The sequence below is a fragment of the Acinetobacter sp. 18QD2AZ41W genome (genome assembly GCF_009829025.1).
Classification (GTDB): domain Bacteria; phylum Pseudomonadota; class Gammaproteobacteria; order Pseudomonadales; family Moraxellaceae; genus Acinetobacter; species Acinetobacter pseudolwoffii.
Genome location: NZ_WURP01000003.1, coordinates 312,766 through 336,974, shown reverse-complemented (window position 1 = coordinate 336,974; position 24,209 = coordinate 312,766). Strand labels below are relative to the sequence as shown.

General features: G+C 45.0%; 19 protein-coding genes, 1 tRNA gene and 1 rRNA gene. 12 read left to right on the top strand and 9 right to left on the bottom strand.

From position 1 onward, the window contains the following. Together GVV58_RS07445 and GVV58_RS07440 are read right to left on the bottom strand one after the other, a co-directional pair. Nucleotides 1-77, bottom strand: a tRNA-Ile gene (locus GVV58_RS07445). Nucleotides 78-137: 60 nt separating this feature from the next. Then, nucleotides 138-1,675, bottom strand: a 16S ribosomal RNA gene (locus tag GVV58_RS07440). Between the two features lie 539 nt (nucleotides 1,676-2,214). Here GVV58_RS07440 and GVV58_RS07435 point away from each other — a divergent pair. The 6 genes from GVV58_RS07435 (at nucleotide 2,215) to GVV58_RS07410 (ending at nucleotide 6,753) form a co-directional block, all read left to right on the top strand. Beyond that, nucleotides 2,215-3,105 carry a VacJ family lipoprotein gene (locus GVV58_RS07435; protein WP_005172531.1) on the top strand — a complete coding sequence of 297 codons (891 nt, stop codon included), beginning with the start codon at nucleotides 2,215-2,217 and terminating at the stop codon, nucleotides 3,103-3,105. A 102-nt stretch (nucleotides 3,106-3,207) separates the two neighbouring features. Continuing rightward, entirely contained in the window at nucleotides 3,208-4,176 is a 969-nt protein-coding gene (gene gigA, locus GVV58_RS07430) for an RsbU family protein phosphatase GigA (RefSeq protein ID WP_005095839.1), read from the top strand. A gap of 112 nt (nucleotides 4,177-4,288) precedes the next feature. Further along, the gene (gene gigB, locus GVV58_RS07425; RefSeq protein WP_159516266.1) at nucleotides 4,289-4,807 is read left to right on the top strand and encodes an anti-anti-sigma factor GigB; all 519 of its coding nucleotides are present in this window, start codon (nucleotides 4,289-4,291) and stop codon (nucleotides 4,805-4,807) included. A gap of 20 nt (nucleotides 4,808-4,827) precedes the next feature. Then, complete coding sequence (locus GVV58_RS07420; RefSeq protein ID WP_074384078.1) at nucleotides 4,828-5,655, top strand: carbon-nitrogen hydrolase family protein; 828 nt, start codon at nucleotides 4,828-4,830, stop codon at nucleotides 5,653-5,655. 105 nt (nucleotides 5,656-5,760) lie between these two features. Then, nucleotides 5,761-6,186, top strand: a complete 426-nt coding sequence (locus GVV58_RS07415; protein WP_005095836.1) for an organic hydroperoxide resistance protein — start codon at nucleotides 5,761-5,763, stop codon at nucleotides 6,184-6,186. A gap of 174 nt (nucleotides 6,187-6,360) precedes the next feature. Continuing rightward, nucleotides 6,361-6,753: a DUF4951 domain-containing protein gene (locus GVV58_RS07410; protein ID WP_100355709.1), complete on the top strand. Its 393-nt coding sequence runs from the start codon at nucleotides 6,361-6,363 to the stop codon at nucleotides 6,751-6,753. Between the two features lie 49 nt (nucleotides 6,754-6,802). On the opposite strand, the gene gspE is transcribed toward GVV58_RS07410, so the two are convergent. Next, nucleotides 6,803-8,290: a type II secretion system ATPase GspE gene (gspE, locus tag GVV58_RS07405; RefSeq protein WP_159138729.1), complete on the bottom strand. Its 1,488-nt coding sequence runs from the start codon at nucleotides 8,288-8,290 to the stop codon at nucleotides 6,803-6,805. Nucleotides 8,291-8,434: 144 nt separating this feature from the next. Here gspE and GVV58_RS07400 point away from each other — a divergent pair, with 144 nt between their 5' ends. Then, nucleotides 8,435-9,214, top strand: a complete 780-nt coding sequence (locus GVV58_RS07400; protein ID WP_167381259.1) for a hypothetical protein — start codon at nucleotides 8,435-8,437, stop codon at nucleotides 9,212-9,214. 9 nt (nucleotides 9,215-9,223) lie between these two features. Beyond that, complete coding sequence (locus tag GVV58_RS07395; protein ID WP_005095828.1) at nucleotides 9,224-10,147, top strand: mechanosensitive ion channel family protein; 924 nt, start codon at nucleotides 9,224-9,226, stop codon at nucleotides 10,145-10,147. A gap of 47 nt (nucleotides 10,148-10,194) precedes the next feature. On the opposite strand, the gene GVV58_RS07390 is transcribed toward GVV58_RS07395, so the two are convergent. Then, nucleotides 10,195-12,903: a DUF2339 domain-containing protein gene (locus tag GVV58_RS07390; RefSeq protein ID WP_159516265.1), complete on the bottom strand. Its 2,709-nt coding sequence runs from the start codon at nucleotides 12,901-12,903 to the stop codon at nucleotides 10,195-10,197. Nucleotides 12,904-13,064: 161 nt separating this feature from the next. Here GVV58_RS07390 and polA point away from each other — a divergent pair, with 161 nt between their 5' ends. Further along, nucleotides 13,065-15,827, top strand: coding sequence for a DNA polymerase I (gene polA / locus GVV58_RS07385; RefSeq protein ID WP_159516264.1), 2,763 nt, complete (start codon nucleotides 13,065-13,067; stop codon nucleotides 15,825-15,827). A gap of 302 nt (nucleotides 15,828-16,129) precedes the next feature. On the opposite strand, the gene GVV58_RS07380 is transcribed toward polA, so the two are convergent. Genes GVV58_RS07380 through ppx form a run of 5 tightly spaced genes read right to left on the bottom strand, consistent with a single transcriptional unit; the run spans nucleotide 16,130 to nucleotide 21,249 of the window. Beyond that, on the bottom strand, nucleotides 16,130-16,699 hold the full coding sequence (locus GVV58_RS07380) for a YggT family protein (RefSeq protein WP_005095820.1): 570 nt from the start codon (nucleotides 16,697-16,699) through the stop codon (nucleotides 16,130-16,132). A gap of 19 nt (nucleotides 16,700-16,718) precedes the next feature. Continuing rightward, complete coding sequence (gene proC, locus GVV58_RS07375; protein WP_005095818.1) at nucleotides 16,719-17,558, bottom strand: pyrroline-5-carboxylate reductase; 840 nt, start codon at nucleotides 17,556-17,558, stop codon at nucleotides 16,719-16,721. 2 nt (nucleotides 17,559-17,560) lie between these two features. Further along, nucleotides 17,561-18,937 carry a tRNA lysidine(34) synthetase TilS gene (tilS, locus tag GVV58_RS07370; RefSeq protein WP_159516263.1) on the bottom strand — a complete coding sequence of 459 codons (1,377 nt, stop codon included), beginning with the start codon at nucleotides 18,935-18,937 and terminating at the stop codon, nucleotides 17,561-17,563. Continuing rightward, nucleotides 18,874-19,698: an acetyl-CoA carboxylase carboxyltransferase subunit alpha gene (locus GVV58_RS07365; protein ID WP_159516262.1), complete on the bottom strand. Its 825-nt coding sequence runs from the start codon at nucleotides 19,696-19,698 to the stop codon at nucleotides 18,874-18,876. The genes tilS and GVV58_RS07365 overlap by 64 nt, the downstream gene beginning before the upstream one ends. A gap of 30 nt (nucleotides 19,699-19,728) precedes the next feature. After that, nucleotides 19,729-21,249 carry an exopolyphosphatase gene (gene ppx / locus GVV58_RS07360; RefSeq protein WP_005095810.1) on the bottom strand — a complete coding sequence of 507 codons (1,521 nt, stop codon included), beginning with the start codon at nucleotides 21,247-21,249 and terminating at the stop codon, nucleotides 19,729-19,731. A 259-nt stretch (nucleotides 21,250-21,508) separates the two neighbouring features. On the opposite strand from ppx, the gene trxA reads away from it, so the two are divergent. The 3 genes from trxA to GVV58_RS07345 all read left to right on the top strand — a co-directional run bounded on the left by trxA (nucleotide 21,509) and on the right by GVV58_RS07345 (nucleotide 24,116). Beyond that, a complete protein-coding gene (trxA, locus tag GVV58_RS07355) occupies nucleotides 21,509-21,835 on the top strand; it encodes a thioredoxin (RefSeq protein ID WP_004278266.1) in 327 nt (108 codons plus the stop codon). Nucleotides 21,836-22,157: 322 nt separating this feature from the next. Continuing rightward, nucleotides 22,158-23,426: a transcription termination factor Rho gene (gene rho / locus GVV58_RS07350; protein WP_005095808.1), complete on the top strand. Its 1,269-nt coding sequence runs from the start codon at nucleotides 22,158-22,160 to the stop codon at nucleotides 23,424-23,426. Between the two features lie 402 nt (nucleotides 23,427-23,828). Continuing rightward, nucleotides 23,829-24,116 carry a hypothetical protein gene (locus tag GVV58_RS07345; RefSeq protein WP_004647530.1) on the top strand — a complete coding sequence of 96 codons (288 nt, stop codon included), beginning with the start codon at nucleotides 23,829-23,831 and terminating at the stop codon, nucleotides 24,114-24,116. Nucleotides 24,117-24,209 lie beyond the last annotated feature (93 nt).

Below are 24,209 nucleotides of genomic sequence, written 5' to 3'. Positions count from 1 at the left end.
TGGTGGGTCTGACAAGACTTGAACTTGTGACCCCACGCTTATCAAGCGTGTGCTCTAACCAACTGAGCTACAGACCCTCAGATACATCGTATGAAGAACAACTTGTTGTGGATTCTTACCAATCGTCAATCTTTCGTTAAGGAGGTGATCCAGCCGCAGGTTCCCCTACGGCTACCTTGTTACGACTTCACCCCAGTCATCTGCCACACCGTGGTAAGCGTCCTCCTTGCGGTTAGACTACCTACTTCTGGTGCAACAAACTCCCATGGTGTGACGGGCGGTGTGTACAAGGCCCGGGAACGTATTCACCGCGGCATTCTGATCCGCGATTACTAGCGATTCCGACTTCATGGAGTCGAGTTGCAGACTCCAATCCGGACTACGATCGGCTTTTTGAGATTAGCATCCTATCGCTAGGTAGCAACCCTTTGTACCGACCATTGTAGCACGTGTGTAGCCCTGGTCGTAAGGGCCATGATGACTTGACGTCGTCCCCGCCTTCCTCCAGTTTGTCACTGGCAGTATCCTTAAAGTTCCCGGCTTAACCCGCTGGCAAATAAGGAAAAGGGTTGCGCTCGTTGCGGGACTTAACCCAACATCTCACGACACGAGCTGACGACAGCCATGCAGCACCTGTATGTAAGTTCCCGAAGGCACCAATCCATCTCTGGAAAGTTCTTACTATGTCAAGACCAGGTAAGGTTCTTCGCGTTGCATCGAATTAAACCACATGCTCCACCGCTTGTGCGGGCCCCCGTCAATTCATTTGAGTTTTAGTCTTGCGACCGTACTCCCCAGGCGGTCTACTTATCGCGTTAGCTGCGCCACTAAAGCCTCAAAGGCCCCAACGGCTAGTAGACATCGTTTACGGCATGGACTACCAGGGTATCTAATCCTGTTTGCTCCCCATGCTTTCGCACCTCAGTGTCAGTATTAGGCCAGATGGCTGCCTTCGCCATCGGTATTCCTCCAGATCTCTACGCATTTCACCGCTACACCTGGAATTCTACCATCCTCTCCCATACTCTAGCCAACCAGTATCGAATGCAATTCCCAAGTTAAGCTCGGGGATTTCACATTTGACTTAATTGGCCACCTACGCGCGCTTTACGCCCAGTAAATCCGATTAACGCTTGCACCCTCTGTATTACCGCGGCTGCTGGCACAGAGTTAGCCGGTGCTTATTCTGCGAGTAACGTCCAAGCATCTTGGGTATTAACCAAGAGCTCCTCCTCCTCGCTTAAAGTGCTTTACAACCAAAAGGCCTTCTTCACACACGCGGCATGGCTGGATCAGGGTTCCCCCCATTGTCCAATATTCCCCACTGCTGCCTCCCGTAGGAGTCTGGGCCGTGTCTCAGTCCCAGTGTGGCGGATCATCCTCTCAGACCCGCTACAGATCGTCGCCTTGGTAGGCCTTTACCCCACCAACTAGCTAATCCGACTTAGGCTCATCTATTAGCGCAAGGTCCGAAGATCCCCTGCTTTCTCCCGTAGGACGTATGCGGTATTAGCATCCCTTTCGAGATGTTGTCCCCCACTAATAGGCAGATTCCTAAGCATTACTCACCCGTCCGCCGCTAGGTCAGGTAGCAAGCTACCTTTCCCCGCTCGACTTGCATGTGTTAAGCCTGCCGCCAGCGTTCAATCTGAGCCATGATCAAACTCTTCAGTTTAAAATCAGTAGTAGCTTAAAGGCTACCAATCTTGGCTCATCAATTTTCTGACAAATATTTCTCAAATAAACTTCGAGTAATTTCTACCATCAATCAATGAAAATAATTTCGATCGATCAACCAGTAAAAATCCACACAAGTTGTTCTTCATAATCTCTTAATGATCTTCTTGCTGATTCGTCACCAGCAAGCTAGGTCGGCTATATTACACTGAATTTCTAGAGTGTCAATCCGTAATTCAAATTAATTTAAACTTAACCAACAAAACCTAATCTTAACACTTCGTGCTAAGTTACTGTTTTATCAGAAGTTTTAATCTTCATCACTGCCGATGGATGTGCATTCTACAGGATTTCAGGAGGCTTGCAACACCTTTTTCAAGAAAATTATTTTGCATGTACATTTTTTACTCTTTTTGTGTATTTTCATTCATTTTTTATACAAATTTGCTTAAATGATGTCTATTCGTGAATATAACGTTTATTATTTTTATACTAATAAGTAGTGCTCCTTACTCAGACAAGGCCTCGGGTTTCCTTATGCATCGTTCTATTTACTTATCTATATGCTTATTTTCTCTAGTATCAAGCGTACATGTTTTCGCAGAGGTCAACACGGATGTGGAAAATGAATCTTTGAAAACGCCACTCAGAACCAAAATATCGGCCAAGGCACAACAATTACAGACACAGCTAAAAGTCGATGCCAGTGCAGCACAGGCTGAAGAAGTCAAAGATCCTTTCCAACCGTTAAATAGAAAGATTTATCAGTTTAATGATGCGATTGACCGTACTGTGGTACGTCCTATAGCTGTTCAGTATGTTGAGAAAGTTCCACAGGATGTCCGCGGTAGCTACACCAATTTCCGTAATAACCTGGGTGAACCCTGGAATGTAGTCAATCAGCTGATTCAGGGCCGTCCGACCCGCGCAGCAAAATCCTTGGGACGTTTTACCATTAATACTTTAACGACCTTAGGTTTGGCTGATCCGGCACGTCGCCTTGGTTTAAGTCATGAAGACGAGAGATTTGGAACTACTTTGGGTTATTATGGTGTTCCGTCTGGTCCTTATATTATGTTGCCATTTTTAGGCCCAAGTTCAGTGCGTGGGGTGATTGGTACTGCTGTAGATAGTCAAACCCGCCCACAAAAATATCTTCTCGAAGATGAAGATGGGCTTTACTGGACCGACCAGTTCTGGCGTGCCATTGATAACCGCTCGGAAATACTGGATGTTGAAGGGGTGCTGACCGGTGATCGTTATGCCCAGATTCGGGATATTTACTTGCAACGCACCAATTACGCGATTGCTGAAAAGAAAGGTACAGAACAAGATACCCTATTCCTAGAAGATGACTTCGAAGAAGATAGTTCTGAAGATGTACCTTTTGATGAGAACAATATTGAATCTTCAGAAGAAGATCTTTAAGTTCATGCTTGATGTATGATTGCTAGTGAAATCTGTTCGCTAGCAATACCTTGCTTGTTATAGTACATCTTATAACCAACCCTGAGATCGAATCACTTTTTTATGTATTTCATTCAACCGACTCGTGATATTCCCTATTTAGATCAGGTACTTGATACGCTTCCGCATATTCAGATGATCTATCTGGATGATCATGAGCTGTATGATTCTACGATTATCGCAATTGCAGATGTACATGACTATCTGAAATATAAGTGGAATCTGCCTACCATTGTGCTGGCCTTAGAGCATGAAGGCACAGCGTTGGCTCAGGCTTGGGAGCAAGGGGCGCTGGCAGGCTGGATCTGGAATAAACTTCCTGAAAATCCTGACCTGGCGCTGCAAAAAATTGATGCGCAATATAAACGTAACCAGGATAGCCGTGATCTTCCTTCTGCGGCAGAACTACAAAAAAGATTGTTACCCAACCCGATTAAACTGACCAATTATGAGGTCGAAACTTATTTTCAGCCTTCAGCCTATCTTTCAGGAGATTGGTATGATTACTGGAAAATTAGCGACAAAGAAGTGATTTTCTATTTGGCCGATGTATCTGGACATGGCGTCACCAGTAGTTTACTCACGTCCTGGATGGCTGCTTTTCACGGTCGCTCCAAAACGCCGCGCGAGCTGATTAAAAAGCTTAACGGCATGCTAATGCAGGAAAATATTGAAAAGCACATCACCATGATTGCCGGGATTTTAAATCTGGAAACCCATGTATTAAAATGGTCTAGTGCCGGACATTATCCCCCACCGATTATATTTGAACCCAATCAAGAACCTAAGATTTTCTCTACCAGCAGCTTCCCTTTAGGCCTGACCGAAGAGCTTGAGGTTGAAGAAAACGAATGGGTATTAAGCCCTAATGCCCGTTTTATCATCTGTTCAGATGGTGCACTGGAACCCTTTGATGGTGGATTAAATGAGCAATTTTCGCAATTATTACATCACTTGCAGAATGAGTCATTTCAGGCTCCAGAACATGTGGCCGACGATATCGCCTTTTTAAGCTTTATCCGCGTAAATTAGCAGTATATTTACAGACTTTATAAGCACTTAATTTGATTACCACTTTCAGCTACTTGAGTATCAATACACCCTATGGGATAATTTAATATCCTTCTCTGCAAATGGCATTTATATGTCAACAGGTCATGTTGAATATGCAAGTCTGAATGGAACGCATATTTTTAAGCTTATCGGCGAAGTGCGTGCCCAATCTTGTATTAGTCTAGACAAATTACTGAACAAAATTGAACAGCAGGACAACGTAGTTGGCGCTATCGTTGATCTCACCGAAACCAGTTTTATTGACAGTACCGTACTGGGTGTTTTGGCCAAGTTAGGACTGAAACTCAAGCAAGTACATAATATTCAGGCTGTTATGCTTTCCACCAATTCCGACATTACTACTTTGGCCAACAGTATGGGACTGAGCCAGGTGTTTGTGATTCTGAATTATTGTGGCGATCCGAATGTCTGCACCCGTGCGCTGATGGAAGAACATGTCACGCATCAAAATATACTAAATACCGTTCTGGATGCGCATAAAACCTTGATGAAGCTAAATCAAAGCAACCAGAATATGTTTGAACCTTTAGTCAAACAGTTACAGAAAGAGCAAGACAATTTAGATAAAATCTCCGAGCAAAAGGTATAACGACTATATAAGAGGACCGCATGACTTTACTTTCTGTTGCACAAATGAATTCTCAAAATGAAATTGACGCCAATTTTGTGGAGATTGAGTCTTTAATTCAACAAAGTAAGGCCAATGGTGCTGAGTTAATTGTTTTCCCGGAAAATTTCGTCTGTTTCGCAGCAGGCAAACAACGCGAAACTGCTGCACAATTTGAAGTCATTCAACAACGTCTGGAACAACTTGCCCATCAATATCAAACCTGGATTGTGGCCGGGACTTTGCCCTGCCCTTATCGTCCGGATGGTTCAATCATTCAAGATGGCCGGGTGCGTACTGTCAGTCTGTGTATCAGTCCTGAACGAACCGAAGCGCGTTATGACAAAATTCACTTATTTGATGTACAAGTCGGCGATGCTGTCGGTGGTTATCAGGAGTCCAAATTCTTTGAGCCTGGTACAGAGGTGGTCGTCGCGAAGACTCCTTTTGGCAATATCGGCTTGATGGTCTGTTATGACCTGCGCTTTCCAGAACTGGCTTTAAGCTTACGTGCTAAGGGTGCAAACCTGCTGACTGCGCCTTCTGCATTTACCTATACCACGGGTGAAATGCACTGGCAGTTATTGCTGCAAACCCGTGCCATGGATAGCCAGTGTTCGGTACTTGGCGCCGCTCAACAAGGCTGGCATGGTGAAAAACGTCAGACTTGGGGGCATGCAGCTGCCACCAATAGCCGCGGCCAACTTTTGAATATGATCCATGCTGATGGCGCACATTTAATTACGGTGGACTTTGATTTAAGTGAACAGCAAAAAATCCGTGAATCCATGCCTTTAATGCAACATCGTAAACTGCTACAACTTTCTTAAGAAACCTGCCCGGATACTTGCATAAATTAACAAAATCCCTGCTTATTCTTCAGGCAAAATCGCCGAGCATAGAAGCTCCATGAACAATAAATAGGGATTAAGCTCATGTCATTAGAAAAAGCCGTCTATACCGCACATGCCAAAGCCACAGGTGGTCGTGATGGCCGCGCCACCTCTGACGATCAGATTTTAGATGTACAATTGGCCGTGCCCAAAGAAATGGGGGGACCTGGTGGTGGAACCAACCCTGAACAGCTCTTTGCCGCAGGTTATTCGGCATGTTTCTTGGGTGCGATGAAATTTGTTGCCAATCGTGACAAACTGAATATGAGTAAAGATGCTTATATCGAGGGTGATGTAGGAATTGGTCCAATTCCGACCGGGTTTGGTATTGAGGTGACTTTAAATATCCATCTTGAAGGTATGGATCAGCAAGAAGCGCAAAAACTGGTAGATGCCGCGCATATTGTCTGTCCGTATTCAAATGCAACCCGCAATAATATTGATGTGAACTTAAACGTCATTACTTAATTTTTCGATTCAACCGCTATCCTGAAAAAATGCTTCAGGATAGCTAGAGCGCTATTATAAAATTTTAATCGCTGCATCTTCCCTTAAAAACAAATTCTCTTTTCAAAACAAAAGCAAAAATCTTAATACTTATATATAATGATTCTTATTTGCAATGATTTATTTTAAGTCACCATGTTCAAATTATTTATTTCTAGTTCTCTCCTGTTCAGCATTGCGACTGCCTCTTTTGCAGAGCTGCAAATTTCAGAAAAAGTTCGCCCCCAAGTAAAATCTGTAGTTAATGCCGGGATTGAACGTCTGCCCATTCCTGCAACACCCAACAATATGATTCTGCCTGAATTTGGTAAAGGTATCATTGGTTGGGGTGCTGGCCCCAAAGATGCCGAAGTCCGTTTCCAGCGTGTCACCACAGCCGATGTTGAAAAAATGAAACAGGATGGGGTTACTTTAGAAATGGCGCAGGCCTGGCAGACCTTCTATGAAAATGAAACTCAGCGGAATCCGGGCAATCCGACTGCACCTTTTCGGGCCCAACTGATGAAAAAAATCGTCAGCCTCTGGTAAATATCCAGATATCCTGAGGATAAGTCATTAAAAGCAGCAGATTAAAAAATTATTCTGCTGCTTCATTGGTGACCCGTAATACTTCTTCAATGGTAGTTTTCCCTGCCAAAACTTTGCGCAGACCATCATCCCGAATCGAACCGGATTGCTGCCGTGCATAACTTTCTATTTCGTATTCGGCCGCATTGCCATGAACCAGACGGCGCATATGATCATCGACGGGCACAATTTCATAAATCGCAGTACGCCCACTAAAACCAGTATTGCCACAGCGTTCACAACCCTGTGGTTGCGGCAGTCTTAAATCCTGTGGATGTTCAATATTTTCAAACAGTTTCTTTTCAAAAGCATCTGCTTCATACCAGGTCGCGCAATGCGGACATAACGTTCTGACCAGACGCTGGGCAATTACCCCAATCAGGGAACTTGAAAGCAGGAACGGCTCAATGCCCATATCCTTCAAACGCGTGACAGCACCAATCGCGGTATTGGTATGCAGGGTCGACAACACCAGATGCCCCGTCAAGGAGGCCTGCACCGCAATTTCTGCGGTCTCCAGATCACGAATTTCACCGACCATCACCACATCAGGATCTTGGCGCAGCATGGCTTTTAAGGCACGTGCAAAGGTCATATCCACTTTGGTATTCACCTGGGTCTGGCCAATCCCTTCCAGTTGATATTCAATCGGATCTTCAGCGGTGAGGATGTTTTTGGAACCATCATTCAGGTCAGAAAGTGCGGCATATAAGGTGGTGGTTTTACCCGAACCGGTCGGCCCAGTGACTAAAATAATGCCGTGTGGACGATGCACCAGAGTTTTCAGTCGATCATAGTCATTATTCATCAAGCCCAAATGGGTCATATTTAAACGACCGGCCTGCTTGTCCAGCAGACGCATCACCACACGCTCACCATGAGATGATGGCAAAGTAGATACACGGACATCGACTTCACGTCCGGCCAGACGCAAGGAAATACGGCCATCTTGTGGAATACGCTTTTCCGCAATATCCAGTTTGGCCATGACTTTAATCCGCGAGACCAAAAGCGGCGCAAGTTCACGGCGTGGCTGGACAATTTCACGGAGCTGGCCATCGACCCGTAAACGTACCGACAGTTTTTTCTCAAAAGATTCAATATGAATATCGGAAGCCCCGACCCGAATCGCTTCAGACAATAATGCATTGATCAGACGTACAATCGGCGCATCATCTTCCTGATCCATCAGATCTTCAGCTTCAGGTACGGAATCGGCCAGACTGAGTAAATCCGGATGATCTTCCAGACCTGCAGCCACCTGTTGTGATTCGCCGCTATCTCCGGCAAAACTGGAGCTGAGTAACTGGTTAAATTCCTGTTCGCTGCACAGCTGAAAATGAGCCGGATAACCGAGCAGACGGCGCGCTTCCTGCAATGCAAGCATCGAGGTATTGTCACGACGCAGAATAAAGGCCTGATCTCCCTCATAACGCAACAGCACACCATGGCGCTTGGCGAAGCTATATGGGATTTGTAATTGTTTAAGTACTTGCATCGTGAATTATAATAATGATGAAAAAATTTAAATTGAGTGTACTCTAAGCATATGACAGCGTGAAGTATGTTTTCAAAGATTTAGCAAGAAAGGGTGCCAACATTGCCGCAAGATAAAGATGAATTAATCCCGAATACAGCGAAAATGCGCTGGTGGGGAGAACAGATTTTTGAAATAAATCAATCCAAAGCCTGGCAGTTTGGTTCCTTGCTGTTTCGTCTGACTCGAGGCATTCAGGAATGGCGACTGGAATACTATCGTCCTGTGGTGCAATATGATTATGAGCAGCAATGGCATCAGATTGATGATCCGAACTTTGCCTTTCCAGCGCCGGTGCACATTGAACGTTATATGTTCAAATCCACCCAAAATAAATTACAGTTGATGCCACGTTTAGCAAACCGTTCGGTGGTGATCAAGCCGGTTGATCCGATTTATATTCCTGCCGGACAACGTGGTACGCTTTATATCAGCACACCCTTATGGATTGCCGGTTTTGTCGAGGGTCAGCGCGAACCAATTTTTGATCTCCCGGTGATCTTGCCAAAAGACACCTGGTTTGGGCCCAATCATCGCTCAGGTGAAATCTGCTATGCCACTGCAGTCGATGGCAGAACTGAACTGAAACAATTGCATCCACGCGCTTTTCGTGCGGTTACACCGATTGAATTTCACAATACCAGTAACCAGCAATTGCGCTTTGACCGGATGAATGTCCCGGTGCCTGCCCTGCCGTTATTTTACAGTGAAAGTACCGGGCGCTTATGGACCTCGCAAATCCGGGTCTTGCATGAAGGTTCGGACCGCCCACCGCGTATTCGGGTGGAGAACCGTACCCCGCCAAATGCCGGTGAAGTCGCCTATCTGCATCCACCGCGTGATCCGGCGGGCGCTTTATTTAATATGTTTGATTCATTTTTCTAAGGGCGTCTGATGCCAAGTTCAAATATTCCGACCGAAGTCACCAACAGCCTGAAGGGAGTATTTACCAATATCAATACCGACCGTTTAACCGAAATTTTGGTCGCGGTGGTGTTATGTTTTATTGGTTTCCTGATTGCGCGCTTTATTTCCAATACCTTTATTCGGACCATTGGTGTACGTTTTAATGCCCATCAGAAGCTGGTCTGGCGCCGCGGGATTTTCTATTTTATTTTCCTGCTGTTTGTAATGGCCAGCCTGAAAGAAGCCGGTTTTAAACTGAGTGTCTTCCTCGGGGCTGCCGGGATTCTCACCGTAGCCTTGGGTTTTGCGTCACAAACCTCGGCATCCAACCTGATCAGCGGTCTGTTCCTGATTGGTGAGGGTTCTTTCGAAGTCGGCGATACTATTCAAATCACCTTGATTCGTGGGCATACCATTGAAGGTGAAGTGATTTCGATTGACCTGCTTTCAGTCAAACTCCTCACGCAGGATAATATCTATGTACGTTTGCCGAATGAACAGCTGATTCGGGCGCCGGTACAGAACCTGTCAAAATTTCCGATACGGCGTATTCCGATTACGCTGGCGATCAATTTCCACGAAGATATTATTAAAGTACGAGAAGTGCTGCTGGATGTCGCCAATAAATATCCACTGGTTCTAGCTGACCCGAAACCTGCAGTCACCGTTACCGCCTTTCGTGAATCATCCATCGAGTTGCTGTTTGCGATCTGGTGCCAGCAGGAAAATTATCTGAAAGTACGTGATGAAATGCAGGAACGGATTCGTAATGGCTTTGTCGATAATCAGATTGAAATTCCAGTGCCGAAAATGGGCTTTGTCGACCATCCATTATCTCGCCCCTTAGAGAATGTTGATATTGACCAATATGCCAATGACAAGGCACTCAAAAGAGAGCCTGATCTGAAATAACCCTTCGATTCCCTCTCCTTTTTAAAGGAGAGGCTTAGGGAGAGGATTCAATCAGTTTTCTCTGGCATCGGCGCAATATAGGCAATCAGCAGCATCACCCCACCCGCCAGCAAGAAGGAAATGACTCGCGTCAGGGTGCCAATATGCGACAGGTCAAAGAGCACCAATTTTAAGGTCACAACCACCAGAATACTGCCGCCTAAAATCCACATCGGCTTCAGGTTTTTTAAGGTTGCCGTCCACATGGTGATCCAGGCCAGCAATACCCAAAGTACAGTCAAGCTGAGTTGCACCGTCGCATTACTCCATAGCTCCAGATCATTAAACGGCGTGTGTAAATACACATGTAAAGCTCTTAAAACCATATAGCTGGAAAGCCATAACAGGCTCAGCACCATCAAGACTGCCATCATGCCTTTATCACGGCCAACCTTAATCTGTTGCAACAGCATCCAGATAAAACTGGCAAACATGGCGATACTGATCAGGTCAAAAGGATTCAGAATCGGCAACCAGTAATACTGGAATGCTTGCTGACTAAATAACTGTGAACATACCAGCCAAGTGGCCATCAGCAATAAACAACACTTGGTTTGCCAAAGCTGCTGCCAGCCTGATTGCAGGTCCTGTCGATAGCACCACAGGCAAAACAATAAAGGTAAGATCACCATACTGAAATAAGGCATGCTCGGGATCAGACACAGACTGGCCAAAGCCAAACTGCTAAAAACGCCCAAACTCATCCATTCTTTGGATAGCTGCAAACCAGCCAGCGGTCTGAGCCACAGAATCGCTAATAGCATCGCCGAAAGGGCAAAAACCCCGCGCTCCAGACCGCTATCCCAGACAATCACCGCATTTTGACTGCGATCCAGTGTCAAAATCACTGCAATGACCAGCAAGGGTGAGATACCACTCCACTTCGGTAGCAACCAGGACCATTGCTGATTTTTGCGCAGAATCATTTCATTCAACAGCACATAGCCCAGTGTGATGATGAATAAACTCAACACATAGGCATGCTGACTCGAAAATTCATCTTCCAGCAAAGCAAAGAGCATTAAACTGGCTGCAACACTTAAACTACTTAAAAAACTGATACTCAGACTATCCAGTTGCTGCTGGTATTTTTCTTTGAGCTGACTGATCGCCACTACTGCCACATAACACAGACTCAAAATCCAGAAAATCATCCGCGGTGTGGGATTGATTTCGACCAGATAATACAGGCTGCTAAATCCGGCCATCAACAATAAGCCCATACTTAAATAATGCGCCACCCGGACATTTTTCTCTAAGGCCCACAGATAAATTAGCACCCCTTCCACAGCCCAACCAACCACACTCCATTGTTCGGTCAATAAGATCGGTGGCACCAGTGCCAGAAAAATCAGCATCAGACTCAGATAACTTTGTGAAATAAGCTGAATCGTTTGTTTTTGGCGCAATAAAGTCCAACAAGTGGCAAAGACCCCTGCGAACAACAGACTTAGACCGGCTTGCCAGAGTTTTTGATCGGGCTGATTAAAGTGAATCAAATACAGAAAAATATAAGCAGTAATCGGTGCGGCAAAAATCAAGGCCAAGTCGAGTACCGGTTTTAGCTGAAAACGGGACAAATCCTGTCGTGCCAGCAACTGGCTAAAACGAAAACCCAGCCAGATAAACAGCGCACTATGCGCCAGAATCAGCGCAGTCATGGCATAACGCTCATGAGTATCACCATGAATCAGGCTATACATTCCACCGACAATCGCCGTAATTAAAAAGGCAATCTGATTGAGAATTTTCCAGGGGCGGAAGCTGCTCAGCACTGCCACCCCGACATTAATCAGCAAGTAATAACTGATCAGCTCAACAGCGGAAGCATCGCGGGTCGGCAAGGTAAACGGCGCCAGATAAGCAATCAGCAAAGCCATTATGGCCAGTTCGATACTTTCCTGTTTCAGACTTAAATACAGCGTCATTGCCAAAATGATGATAAATACACATGCTGCCAGCGGTAGTGTTGGAATCACCAGATTGTAATAGGCAAAGAATAATGTCAGAAACAAACTCCCTAAACCTAATCCTTCCAGCGCCAGAGCAAAACTGCGGTTTTTAGGAATCAGCCGATAGCCCAGTCCTGTTACAAACAAACTGGCCAGCGCAACCAGACCTAATTTAGCAGCCAGACTCAGCTGCCAGTGCTCGGTGGCAAAACGCAGCAACAAAATAACCCCGATCACTAAAATACTAATGGCGACTTTTAAGACCGGATTACCCTGGAAAAGCCAGCGCTGCACTTGATCGATGAGATTAGGCGTAGACTGAGAATTTAGAGCCGGTTGAGCAGTCACAGGTGCAGCATCAGACCAGTTCGGTGGTGTCGAGGGTGGTGGATCGGCAGAATAAGATTGCGACTGTAACTGTATCAAGCGCCCTTCCAGACGTTGCAGCCATCGGAGTAAAAAGAATACCCAGGTGGTAATCCCGATACCCATCAACCAGTCAAGCTCGGCCAGCCCACCAACAATTGCAATAATTGAAGAGACATATAAAGGAACTTTCGAATTGCGTTCCAGAGACCTCTGCTGCTGTGCAGCCAGTTGCTGTAGCGGGGCTTCTACTGCGCTGATATATTGCATCACACTGAAGAGAAAACCTACACCACACAGATAAGTCACAATCTGATAATCCAGATACCAGGCACTGATCCCAACAATTAGCAGAGTAATCAGCCAGATCATGCGTAACTCATTGCGTCCTGCAGCCATTCTTATATTTCTCTTTCCTGAATCATTCCATCATACAACAGCTTGTGCTGCTTATTTCATCTTCAGCCGATATTCGCTAAGCTGTAAACTCAGACTCGCCTCAGCGAGCGCAGTAAAAATCACGTACAATAGCGCTGTATTTTGAATAAGGAATTGATTACATGCCACCATTTGTCTTGGTCGATGGCTCTTACTTTTTATTTCGTGCCTTTCACGCACTGCCACCATTAACCACGTCAACCGGTTTACATACCAATGCAATTCGTGGTGCGATTTCTGCTATTCAAAAACTGATGCGTCGGATCCAACCGACCCATATGGCGGTGATTTTCGATACGCCAGAACCGACGTTCCGGCATGAGCTTTCACCGATTTATAAAGGTGACCGCCCGAGCATGCCGACGGAATTATCCGAACAGATTCCTTATTTGCATGCCTTGATTCGTGCGCTGGGTATTCCCCTGCATACCTTACCGGGTGCCGAAGCCGATGACATTATCGGAACATTGGCCAAACGTGCCGAAGCCTTGGGACATCAGGTGCTGATTTCGACTGGTGATAAAGATATGGCGCAATTGGTCACAGACAAAGTGACCCTGGAAGACAGCTTTAAAGAAAAGCCGCTGGATGTCGATGGCGTGTTTGAAAAGTTTGGCGTATGGCCAAATCAGATTATTGATTACCTGACCCTGATGGGCGATGCTTCTGATGGCATCATGGGCGTGCCGGGTGTCGGTGCCAAAACCGCGGCAAAACTGCTAACCGAATATGGTTCGATTGGCGGCATTTTAGAAAATGTCGACAAGATCAAAGGCAAAGTTGGTCAAAATATTAAAGAGCATGTGGATGGCATTGCACTGGACCATCAACTGGCCAGTATTGTGATCGATCTGGATCTTAACTTTGGTTATGACGATTTAAAACTGGGTGAGCCGAATGTCGAGACCTTACGTCATTTGTACACCGAGCTGGAATTTCGTAATCAGCTACAATCCTTAGATCACCCAAACAACCCGAATCATTCAAATTATAAACAGGCGGCAAGATCCATTACCGCCAAACCGGCAACTCTGCCAGACACCACAGAAGATCATGCTTCTGTGACCAGTGGCGATGATCAGCTAGGTCAAGCAACCTATCATAGTGTGTTAAACCAGCAGGACTGGGACAAGCTGTTTGCGCGCTTAAGTAGCGAAAAACGTTTTGCCTTTGATACTGAAACCACCAGTCTGGATTATCGTATCGCGCAGATTGTCGGCTTCTCGGTCGCCTTTGATGCCAACGATGCTTACTATGTTCCTTTGGCCCATGATTATGAAGGCGCACCGGAACAGCTCAATCGTGAAGTCATCTTGGCACAGATCAAGCCGATTCTGGAAGATGACAGCGTACAGAAGATTGGTCATCATCTGAAATATGATGCGCATGTACTGGAAAACCATAGTATTCATTTGGCAGGCTGGTATTTTGATACCATGCTGGCATCATATGTGCTGAATTCTGTGGCAACCCGTCATGGTATGGATGATGTGGCGCGTCTGTATTTGAGCCATCTGACCACGACCTATGAACAAGTTGCCGGTAAAGGAGCCAAACAGAAAACCTTTAACCAGATTCCGCTGGAAACCGCTGCACATTATGCTGCTGAAGATGCTCATGTCACTTATCGTCTTTATGAAGTTTTGGATGAAAAACTCAAAGTCCATCCTGAATTAAGTCAGCTTTTGCATCGCATTGAAATGCCGGTGGCACGTGTATTAACGAAAATGGAAGAAAATGGCATTCAGTTAGACGTGCATTTCCTTGACCAGCTCAGTGAAGAATTTGCACAAACCATTCAGAATCTGGAAAACCAGATTATTGAATTAGCAGGCCAAAGTTTTAATGTCAGCTCACCAAAACAAGTCGGTGAAATTTTGTTTGATAAGCTCGGCCTCAAAGGCGGCAAAAAAACCTCGACTGGCCAATACAGCACCAGTGAAAGTATTTTAGAAAAACTGGATCATCCGATTGCCGCATTGATTTTGGAATATCGTGGCCTGTCTAAACTGAAAAGCACCTATACCGATGGTTTATGCAAACAAGCCAATAATGACAGTGGCCGCGTACACACCAGTTATCATCAAGCGCTGACTGCAACGGGTCGTCTATCTTCAACAGATCCAAATTTACAAAATATTCCTATTCGCGAGAAAATTGGCCGTCAAATTCGTAAAGCTTTTGTAGCACCGAAAGGTCGTGTGCTACTCGCTGCCGATTATTCACAAATTGAATTACGCCTCATGGCGCATTTTTCCCAAGACGAAGCCTTGGTACATGCCTTTAATCACGGTCAGGACGTGCATCGTCGTACTGCAGCAGAAGTTTTGGGCATCGCTTTTGAAGAGGTGACAAATGATCAACGTCGCCAAGCTAAAGCCGTGAATTTTGGTCTGCTCTATGGCATGTCTGAATTCGGTCTAACCCGTCAGTTGGGCTTTACTCGTCAAGAGTCACAAGAATACATTAAACAGTATTTCCATCGTTATCCGGGGATTTATGAATATATGCAACGCACCCGTCAGGTGGCACTCGATCAAGGTTTTGTCGAAACCGTTTCTGGTCGTCGTTTATATACACCGGATATTGATGCTCGTAATATGATGGTGCGTAAAGCAGCAGAACGTGCTGCAATTAATGCCCCGCTACAGGGTTCGGCTGCAGATATCATTAAAATGGCAATGATTGAAGTCGACAAGATGTTGCCAAAAGATCAGGCCAAAATGCTGTTGCAAGTCCACGATGAACTGGTGTTTGAAGTCGATGAAGCTATTGCCGATGAATTGGCACCGAAACTGGCTGAAGTCATGCAATCGGTATTGCAGATTTCTGTACCGTTGGTGGTTGAAGTCGGTAAAGGTAAAAACTGGGATGAGGCGCATTAATGTGTCTCTAAGCCCCTTCCTCCCTATAGGAGATGAGGCATATATTCGGCAAGGGGATGCAGGTTGGTTTTAACCCCCTCTTCCCTTACGAAGCAATGTCCTCATCCCAAAGGAAGAGAAAATTTCATTTACTTATTCCTATGCCTTTCTTGAAGTCCATAATTTTGAGTTGGAAGATGTAAGGTAAAGCCCCTCTTTGAAAAAGAGGGGTTTGGGGAAATTTAAATCCTTCCCAACCTCCCTTTAGAAAAAGGAGGCGCAAATAAAAAGGACGCCTCAGCGTCCTTTTTATTTGAATCCAATTAAAGACCGGTCAACAATACAATTGCCACCTGGTTCATGATCATTTCAATGATGATCAAGGTTAAAATAGCAAAAATTGGAGAGAGATCAATCATCCCCATATTTGGCATAATCTTACGGAAAGGTGCCAGCAATGGTTCAGCCAACTCCTGAACCACTTCAATATACGGTGAACGAGACTGGGTAAACATCACCACCCAACTTAAGATAATCGTAGCGAAAATCAAATAACGACAGAAACGGATCAAGTCCTGCATCATGGTGACAAAGGTCAAAATCAGTAAATGCACAGGACCATTCGGCATGCCACCAGAGAGATACATCATGCCGAAAATTTTCAGCAAATACAGTACCACCAATAATGCCAAAGCGGCAGTATTGACACGGCCTTTGGCCAAAGTTGGGAAAATTCGACCAAACACATCTACAATTTTAGTGGCTTTTACAGTCGAAAGAACCACGGGATTGTAGGGGCTGACAGCAGCCAATTGCATTAAAAATCGGAAGAATACGAGCAAAATCGCGACGTTAATGATAATGCCAAAAATTAGCGCAGAATTTGCACCCATACTTGAACGTTCCTAAAAATTAAACTGAAGATTTGCTGCTTTCACTGAGCTCTTGTGCCAGTTCTTGACTGCGTTTTTGTGCAGCAGCAAGTGCGGCCTGAATATTTTGAGAAATCTGGGCGCGATCGAAGACTTCAAGTGCTGCCTGTGTCGTTCCATTTGGAGAGGTCACATTTTTACGCAGCTCGGCTGGGGTGTTCGAACTGGTGATCGCCATTTGTGCCGCACCTAAAGCCGTTTGCAAGGTCAGCGCCGTAGCCACTTTTTCATCCAGCCCTAAATTTTTGCCCGCACGAATCATACTTTCCATCATATAGAAAAAGTAAGCCGGCCCCGAACCCGATACAGCAGTCACCGCATCAATTTGCGCTTCTGAATTCACCCAAATGGTCAAGCCCGTAGAGGCTAAAACCTGACTGGCCAAATCACGGTCACTATTTTCTACATCTTCATGGGCGTATAGACCATGCGCCCCGGTTTGTACCAAGGCTGGCGTATTCGGCATGACCCGTACAATACGCGCTGTCCCCAATAAGCTTGCCAATGTCGCTATTTCCGCACCGGCAACAATGGAAATAATCAGCTTATCATTGACCAGACCTTTTAAAGGCTGTAACACTTGTGCCAAAACTTGAGGCTTTACCGCAAACACCACAATATCTGCATCCTGAATTGCAGCGCTATTATCATCGGTCACGTTGATTTCTTTTTCCGCCAGTAAGGCACGGACTTGTTCGACCGGATCAGAAACTGTAATACGTGTTGTTGGCAAACCACGCGAAATCAGGCCACCAATTAAGGCTTGGGCCATATTACCGCCACCAATAAAACTAATATTACAATTTAAAGCTGCACTCATGTTTAATGCTCGTTGTTGAGTTCTAAAGTTGAAGAAACCGAAATCGGCAGCCATCCCCCTGCTTCACAATATGCAGATTGGGCCAACCAAAATCCTTTAGGGGTAAACACGCCTAGCATAACATTATCTGTGCTTAATATTTGAATAGTATGCCGAACCCAAGGAAATATTTGCGCTTCCTGAATGGCTTTTTTCAGCGGCCAGGCGCCAACACGACCATAGAGATGGATCTTTTCACCCCCCTGACGCTGCTGCAAGTATAAGGGCTGCTGCAATAATGCTGCGGATAAACCCACCTTTGCAGATTCAATGACATATTTTCCGGACAAGACCTGCACATGATCTTTTAACGCAATTTTCAAGGTTTTTAGGCCAGTTTGAAGCTGTTGCTGCTCGGCCAAATAAACCTCTGCTGTCAAACGATATAGTTGCTGCTGATAGCGTACATAGTAATAATCTTTCCAGTGTAAGGCCGCCTGAGCATCAGGTTTGGCATGAATCACCTCGCGTTGCAAACGCTCGACCATATCTAAAGAGGGACGATACTGCGCTTCGCCTTTCATCCAGGCGGAGAGTAACTGGCGTTGCCGTGATCTTGAAAGTTGTAGAAGTTTAGACAAATCAAGTTGCGTATCGGTTCCACACGCCTGTAAATCTTGTTGTAGCACTTCTTGCAAAATTTGCTGGGCATCTTGCATCAGTTCACTGGTGCGTACCAGCGCAGACTGCATTTTCGGATAACGTTCACTCAAAACTGGCCACAAGGTCTGGCGTGCCCAGGCCCGGTCATAATGGGTATCAGCATTGCTCGGATCTTCAATATTTTGAATATTTAAGTGTTTTGCCCATTGGCAAATCTGTTCACGGGAAATATCCAGCAGTGGCCGCCAAATGGTGAGATTTTCACGTACATCAACCTGTTTCATGGCCGCCAAACCATCCACGCCAGCACCAGATAATAGGCGCAGCATTAAGGTTTCTGCCTGATCCTGTTGATGATGCGCCAGCACCAGAATTTCATCCGTTTGCAAATGTTGTAAATAAGCCTGATAACGGCAATGACGCGCTTGCTGTTCCAGATTGCCATTTTCGACCCGAACCGGCTGGATGATGCAGGGAATACTCAGTTGCTGGCATCGATCAGCCACGAACTTACCCCAATCTGCACTGAAAACTTGTAATTGATGATCGACATAAATCGCCCGAACTTTTTCCGGGCATAAAAAAAACATCAGATGCAGTAGCAGCATAGAATCTACGCCGCCACTGCACCCGATGAGAAATTTTGTCTCTGCAGGAAAGCCCTGCAGCTGTTTTAAGAAACCAGACCTAAATTGTCGCTGCCAAACTTCATTAAACGTTGGTAACGTGCTTCGCATCGTGCTTGCGCTTCCATTGGTTGCAGTTCATTCAAAGCTTCTTTCAACACTGCTTTCAAGCTGTTCATGACATGATCCGGATCTAAATGAGCGCCCTCACCTTCATCCACCACATATTCTACAATGCCCATTTTCTGCAATTTTTCTGCAGTCAGCGCCAAGGCTTCACTGGCCTGTTCGGCTTTTTCGGCAGTTTTCCAAAGAATCGATGCACAGCCTTCAGGTGAAATCACTGAATAGATACTGTGAGACAGCATCACCACACGGTCTGCCACACCAATACCCAGTGCGCCACCTGAACCGCCTTCACCGAGTACAGTTGCAATCACCGGTACTTTCAAATTGGAAAGCTGCGCCAGACTGGTGGCAATGGCTTCAGCCTGACCACGTTCTTCTGCACCAACTCCCGGATAAGCACCCATGGTATCAATAAAGGTGAAGACTGGCAGATTAAAACGTTCAGCCATATCTAACAGACGCTGCGCCTTACGATAACCCTCAGGGTTACTCATGCCAAAATTATGCTGTAATTTTTCACGGGTACTACGACCACGATGCTGACCGACGATCATCACCGGTTGACCATCAAAACGAGCCAGACCACCGATCATCGCACCATCATCACCATATAGGCGGTCACCATGTAAAGCATCAAATTCAGTGAATATTTCACCCACATAGTCCAGAAATTGTGGACGTTCCGGATGACGTGCAATCTGCACTGTCGCCCATGCTTTTGATGGAGTCGCTTTATTTTTCATAGGTTAACCGTTTTCATCCCTATAAAGGTATTAATTAACAAACTGTTCGGATTGAATCGAGAGTTCAATCTCCCAATTTTTAAATTGCTGCTGTTCATCATGCAGTTCAGCCACCAGCAATGGCCATTGTTTGGCATCACCAGACACGCTGAGCTGCCATTGTTGCGCATTTTCAACCTTAAGTTCAATGGCAGGAAGCATCTCATCACTACGACTGTGATTGACCAAAACCGACAGACGAAGCAGCAAACATAACCATAAAAGTTTCGATCCACCGACTTTCATCACATCATGCTTGGCATCAACGCGCAATTTGCGGCGATGGTGTGCGACCAAATGTGACAAATGATTTTGGTCGACTTGTGAGAAACCGGCAATATCCGAGTGTTGTAATAAATAGGCACCATGACGATGATAACCACTATGGCTGATCGCCAAACCAATCTCATGCAGATAGGCAGCACGACGTAACAGATCGCTATCCTCTATCGTCAGGCCCAGTTCATGTTCCACGTCATTAAACAGTTTTTGTGCAGTCTGGACCACACGCTCGGCCTGTTTGGCATCGGCATTATAACGACCAATCAGGGCATGTACGGAACGATCACGGATATCTTCATGCTTGAAACGGCCAAGCAAGTCATACATCACGCCTTCACGCAGCGCACCATCCGAATAAACCAGATGATTAATTCCGAGCACATCAAACACAGCATAGAGAATGGCAATCCCAGCCGGCAATACCGCGCGGCGGTCTTCTTTGAGACCTTCGAATTCCATATCCGAGACATATTTATATTTGAGCAGTTTGTCTTTGAGTTTTTCCAGGCCTTCACGGGTGAGCTGTTCTTTGTCATTGCTCCAGCCCATATTGATACAAATCTGACGACAGGCCTTGATCGTGCCACTGGAACCGACCACCGCATCCCAGCCGGCTTCTTTATAGGTATTGGCAATTCCGGAGATTTCTTTACGCGCCGCAGTAACCGCTTTATCAAAAGCTTTGGCACTGATCTCACCATCCTGAAAATAAGCCTTGGTAAAGGCGACACAGCCCATCTGCACCGATTCAGTATGAATCGGCTCGAACTCTTCACCAATAATCAGCTCAGTCGAACCGCCACCGATGTCAACCACCAGACGACGACCACTGTTGGCCATGGTATGCGAAACCCCGAGATAAATCAGACGGGCTTCTTCACGGCCGGCAATAATTTCGATTGGCTTGGGTAGAATTTCTGCAGCTTTTTGAATAAATTCATGCCCATTTTTGGCTTGACGCAAGGCATTGGTCGCCACAATCCGTAAACGATTTGGCTGAACTGCACCTAAACGTCCGACAAAACGTGCCAGACAGGCCAAACCCCGTTGCTGTGCAGCTTCGGTTAAATTTTTATTTTCATCGAGTCCGGCGGCAAGCTGAACTTTTTCTGACATTGATGCCACTTTTTTAACTTCGCCATGATCTACACGTGCGATGGCCAAATGAAAGCTATTTGATCCCATATCGATGGCGGCAAGTAATTCTTCATCAATCAAAAAGTCAGACATTCCGGAAATAAACCTTTAACGAATTGTGCTTAGAGTAATTCACATGCATGCAATTTAAAAGCCATTTGTAGCGACAATTTGATGCATGATTCTTTTTATATCGGGAACAATAGTAGGACACGATCATCACTATCGTGATCATCCATTAGACAAAATAACATTAAGCATTGAAAATTTACAGATTCCCCTACATTGTTAAAGATGGCTATGTAATACTAATAATTAGTTATCTTTAAAATATTAATCTGGAGCACATTCCATGTCTGGCAACATCGTAAACACTACTGACGCAAACTTCGAAGCAGACGTTCTTCAATCAGACGTACCTGTACTGGTCGACTTCTGGGCGGGCTGGTGTGCACCATGTAAAGCAATTGCACCCGTACTAGAAGTGCTTGCTGATGAATACCAGGGCAAAGTTAAAATCGTGAAAGTTGACGTAACTTCTTGCGAACAAACTGCCGTAAATTTCAACATCCGTAATATCCCGGCTTTGTTGATGTTCAAAAATGGTGAAGTTGTTGCAACTCAAGTGGGTGCTGCGCCAAAATCTAAACTGACTGCGTTTATTGATGACAATATCTAAGCCCAGCATTTTCAGTAAAAAATACGCGACTGACAATCGCGTATTTTTTTCGGCTATAAATTGACAAAGCCGACATTTTCTCTTATATTTGCTACTCAAGAGATAAAGGATCTTAAATCCTGCCAATTTCTTACAAGACACATTACATAAGATGCCGCTCGGCAATAGAAATTGTTTTTCACATTTTTCTTTGAAACACTCAAACAGATCTCTGAATTGTTCTTTTGCAAATTCAATTGCTTTCGTTTGAATGCTTGTATGCGGCCGAATGTTACTCCCTTTCTAACCTGTACCTCAGAACTTTGATTCTATCTGACCACCTATGAATTTAACCGAACTCAAGAAAAAACCGATTGGCGAACTCATCAAGATTGCCGAGTTTATGGGCCTTGAAGGTATGGCTCGTAACCGTAAGCAAGACATTATTTTTGCCATCTTAAAACGTCATGCAATGAATGGCGAAGAGATTTTTGGTGATGGCGTTCTAGAAATTTTGTCAGATGGTTTTGGCTTTTTACGCTCAGCCGCAGGTTCTTATTTAGCAGGCCCTGACGATATCTATGTCAGTCCTTCTCAAATTCGTCGTTTTAACCTACGTACTGGCGACACCATTACTGGCACTATTCGTCCACCAAAAGAAGGCGAACGTTATTTTGCCTTACTTAAAGTTAATCAGATTAACTACGACACCCCTGAAAATTCACGTAATAAAATCTTATTCGAAAACTTGACCCCATTGTTCCCGACTGAACAGCTGGTGATGGAACTCGGTAATGGTACCACTGAAGATTTAACCACACGTGTGATCGACTTGGTGGCACCGATTGGTAAAGGTCAACGTTCAATCATTGTGGCACCGCCAAAAGCCGGTAAAACCATGTTGCTGCAAAGTATTGCGCAATCGATTGTTCGTAATAACCCAGAAGCTATTCTGATTGTGCTTCTCATTGATGAACGTCCAGAAGAAGTCACCGAAATGGAACGTACCGTTCGCGGTGAAGTGGTTGCGTCGACCTTTGATGAATCACCTGCACGTCATGTTCAAGTCGCTGAAATGGTGATTGAAAAAGCCAAACGTCTGGTTGAGCACAAAAAAGATGTGGTGATTCTACTGGATTCGATTACCCGTCTGGCACGTGCGTATAACACGGTGATTCCTTCATCAGGCAAGGTTTTGACCGGTGGTGTAGATGCGCATGCATTAGAACGTCCTAAACGTTTCTTCGGTGCTGCACGTAATATTGAAGAAGGTGGTTCACTCACCATTATCTCTACTGCCCTGATTGAAACAGGCAGCAAGATGGATGAAGTGATCTACGAAGAATTCAAAGGTACAGGCAACCAGGAAATTACTCTGGATCGCCGTATTGCTGAAAAACGTGTCTTCCCTGCGATGAATATCAAGAAATCTGGTACTCGCCGTGAAGAACGCCTGATGTCAGAAGACAATCTGCGCAAAGTCTGGATTCTGCGTAAGCTGCTGCATACTCAAGATGAATTGGCAGCGATGGAGTTCTTACTGGATCGTATGAAAGAAACCAAGACCAATGATGACTTCTTTGATCAGATGAAACGCAAAGCCTCGAATTAAAATTTCAAATGAAAGGTCACCTAAGCGGTGGCCTTTTTTTAGGTTGACATAAATTACACAATGAAACAATCGAGCCTCATTTATGTAAACTTATTTTTAAGTTTTTGATTAATAAAATAATCAAATTAAAAATTGTATAACTTTTAAAAACTTAACAAGCCTTTCTCCAATCTAAATGTTTCATTCCATTGTTATTTTCTGTTAAAAACTTATGATTTTTTAGCATTTTTCAGTACTTTTTTGAGTCTTGCTAGTAGCAATTAAAAAGGCGCAGTGATAGCATATTTGCAGACCAGTTAGACTGCTCCTGCGTTGTTAGTCCCTAACACAATTAGGAACAATAAAAGCACTTAACAGACTAACTTAGGTTTTTTTTAATCTCAATTTTTAGAGAGTGATGCCATGTTATTCAAAAAAATCGCTATTGCTGCTGCAGTTGCTACTACTCTAGCTTTCGTTGGTTGTGCTAAAAAAGCTGACGACGCTGCTGCTGACGCTAACCAAGCTGCATCTGAAGCTGTAGAAGCTGCTTCTGAAGCTGAAGCTGCTGCTGACGCTGCTGCTGTAGAAGCTACTTCTGAAGTTGCTGCTTCTGAAACTGCTGCTGTTGCTGAAGCTGACGCTGCTGCTGCTGTTGCTGTTGACGCTGCTGCTGACGCTACTGCTGCTTCTGAAGCTGCTGCTCAATAATCTTTTAGATTATTCAGTACAAAAAAAGAGAGCCTTGAGCTCTCTTTTTTTTTATTTTAAAAACTGAAATTTAGAAAAATAACAGAATTTAAA

Coding starts and splice junctions, on each gene's coding strand:
- GVV58_RS07435 (WP_005172531.1), top strand. CDS start 2,215: ATGCATCGTTCTATTTACTTATCTATATGCTTATTTTCTCTAGTATCA.
- gigA (WP_005095839.1), top strand. CDS start 3,208: ATGTATTTCATTCAACCGACTCGTGATATTCCCTATTTAGATCAGGTA.
- gigB (WP_159516266.1), top strand. CDS start 4,289: ATGTCAACAGGTCATGTTGAATATGCAAGTCTGAATGGAACGCATATT.
- GVV58_RS07420 (WP_074384078.1), top strand. CDS start 4,828: ATGACTTTACTTTCTGTTGCACAAATGAATTCTCAAAATGAAATTGAC.
- GVV58_RS07415 (WP_005095836.1), top strand. CDS start 5,761: ATGTCATTAGAAAAAGCCGTCTATACCGCACATGCCAAAGCCACAGGT.
- GVV58_RS07410 (WP_100355709.1), top strand. CDS start 6,361: ATGTTCAAATTATTTATTTCTAGTTCTCTCCTGTTCAGCATTGCGACT.
- gspE (WP_159138729.1), bottom strand. CDS start 8,290: ATGCAAGTACTTAAACAATTACAAATCCCATATAGCTTCGCCAAGCGC.
- GVV58_RS07400 (WP_167381259.1), top strand. CDS start 8,435: ATGCGCTGGTGGGGAGAACAGATTTTTGAAATAAATCAATCCAAAGCC.
- GVV58_RS07395 (WP_005095828.1), top strand. CDS start 9,224: ATGCCAAGTTCAAATATTCCGACCGAAGTCACCAACAGCCTGAAGGGA.
- GVV58_RS07390 (WP_159516265.1), bottom strand. CDS start 12,903: ATGGCTGCAGGACGCAATGAGTTACGCATGATCTGGCTGATTACTCTG.
- polA (WP_159516264.1), top strand. CDS start 13,065: ATGCCACCATTTGTCTTGGTCGATGGCTCTTACTTTTTATTTCGTGCC.
- GVV58_RS07380 (WP_005095820.1), bottom strand. CDS start 16,699: ATGGGTGCAAATTCTGCGCTAATTTTTGGCATTATCATTAACGTCGCG.
- proC (WP_005095818.1), bottom strand. CDS start 17,558: ATGAGTGCAGCTTTAAATTGTAATATTAGTTTTATTGGTGGCGGTAAT.
- tilS (WP_159516263.1), bottom strand. CDS start 18,937: ATGCGAAGCACGTTACCAACGTTTAATGAAGTTTGGCAGCGACAATTT.
- GVV58_RS07365 (WP_159516262.1), bottom strand. CDS start 19,698: ATGAAAAATAAAGCGACTCCATCAAAAGCATGGGCGACAGTGCAGATT.
- ppx (WP_005095810.1), bottom strand. CDS start 21,249: ATGTCTGACTTTTTGATTGATGAAGAATTACTTGCCGCCATCGATATG.
- trxA (WP_004278266.1), top strand. CDS start 21,509: ATGTCTGGCAACATCGTAAACACTACTGACGCAAACTTCGAAGCAGAC.
- rho (WP_005095808.1), top strand. CDS start 22,158: ATGAATTTAACCGAACTCAAGAAAAAACCGATTGGCGAACTCATCAAG.
- GVV58_RS07345 (WP_004647530.1), top strand. CDS start 23,829: ATGTTATTCAAAAAAATCGCTATTGCTGCTGCAGTTGCTACTACTCTA.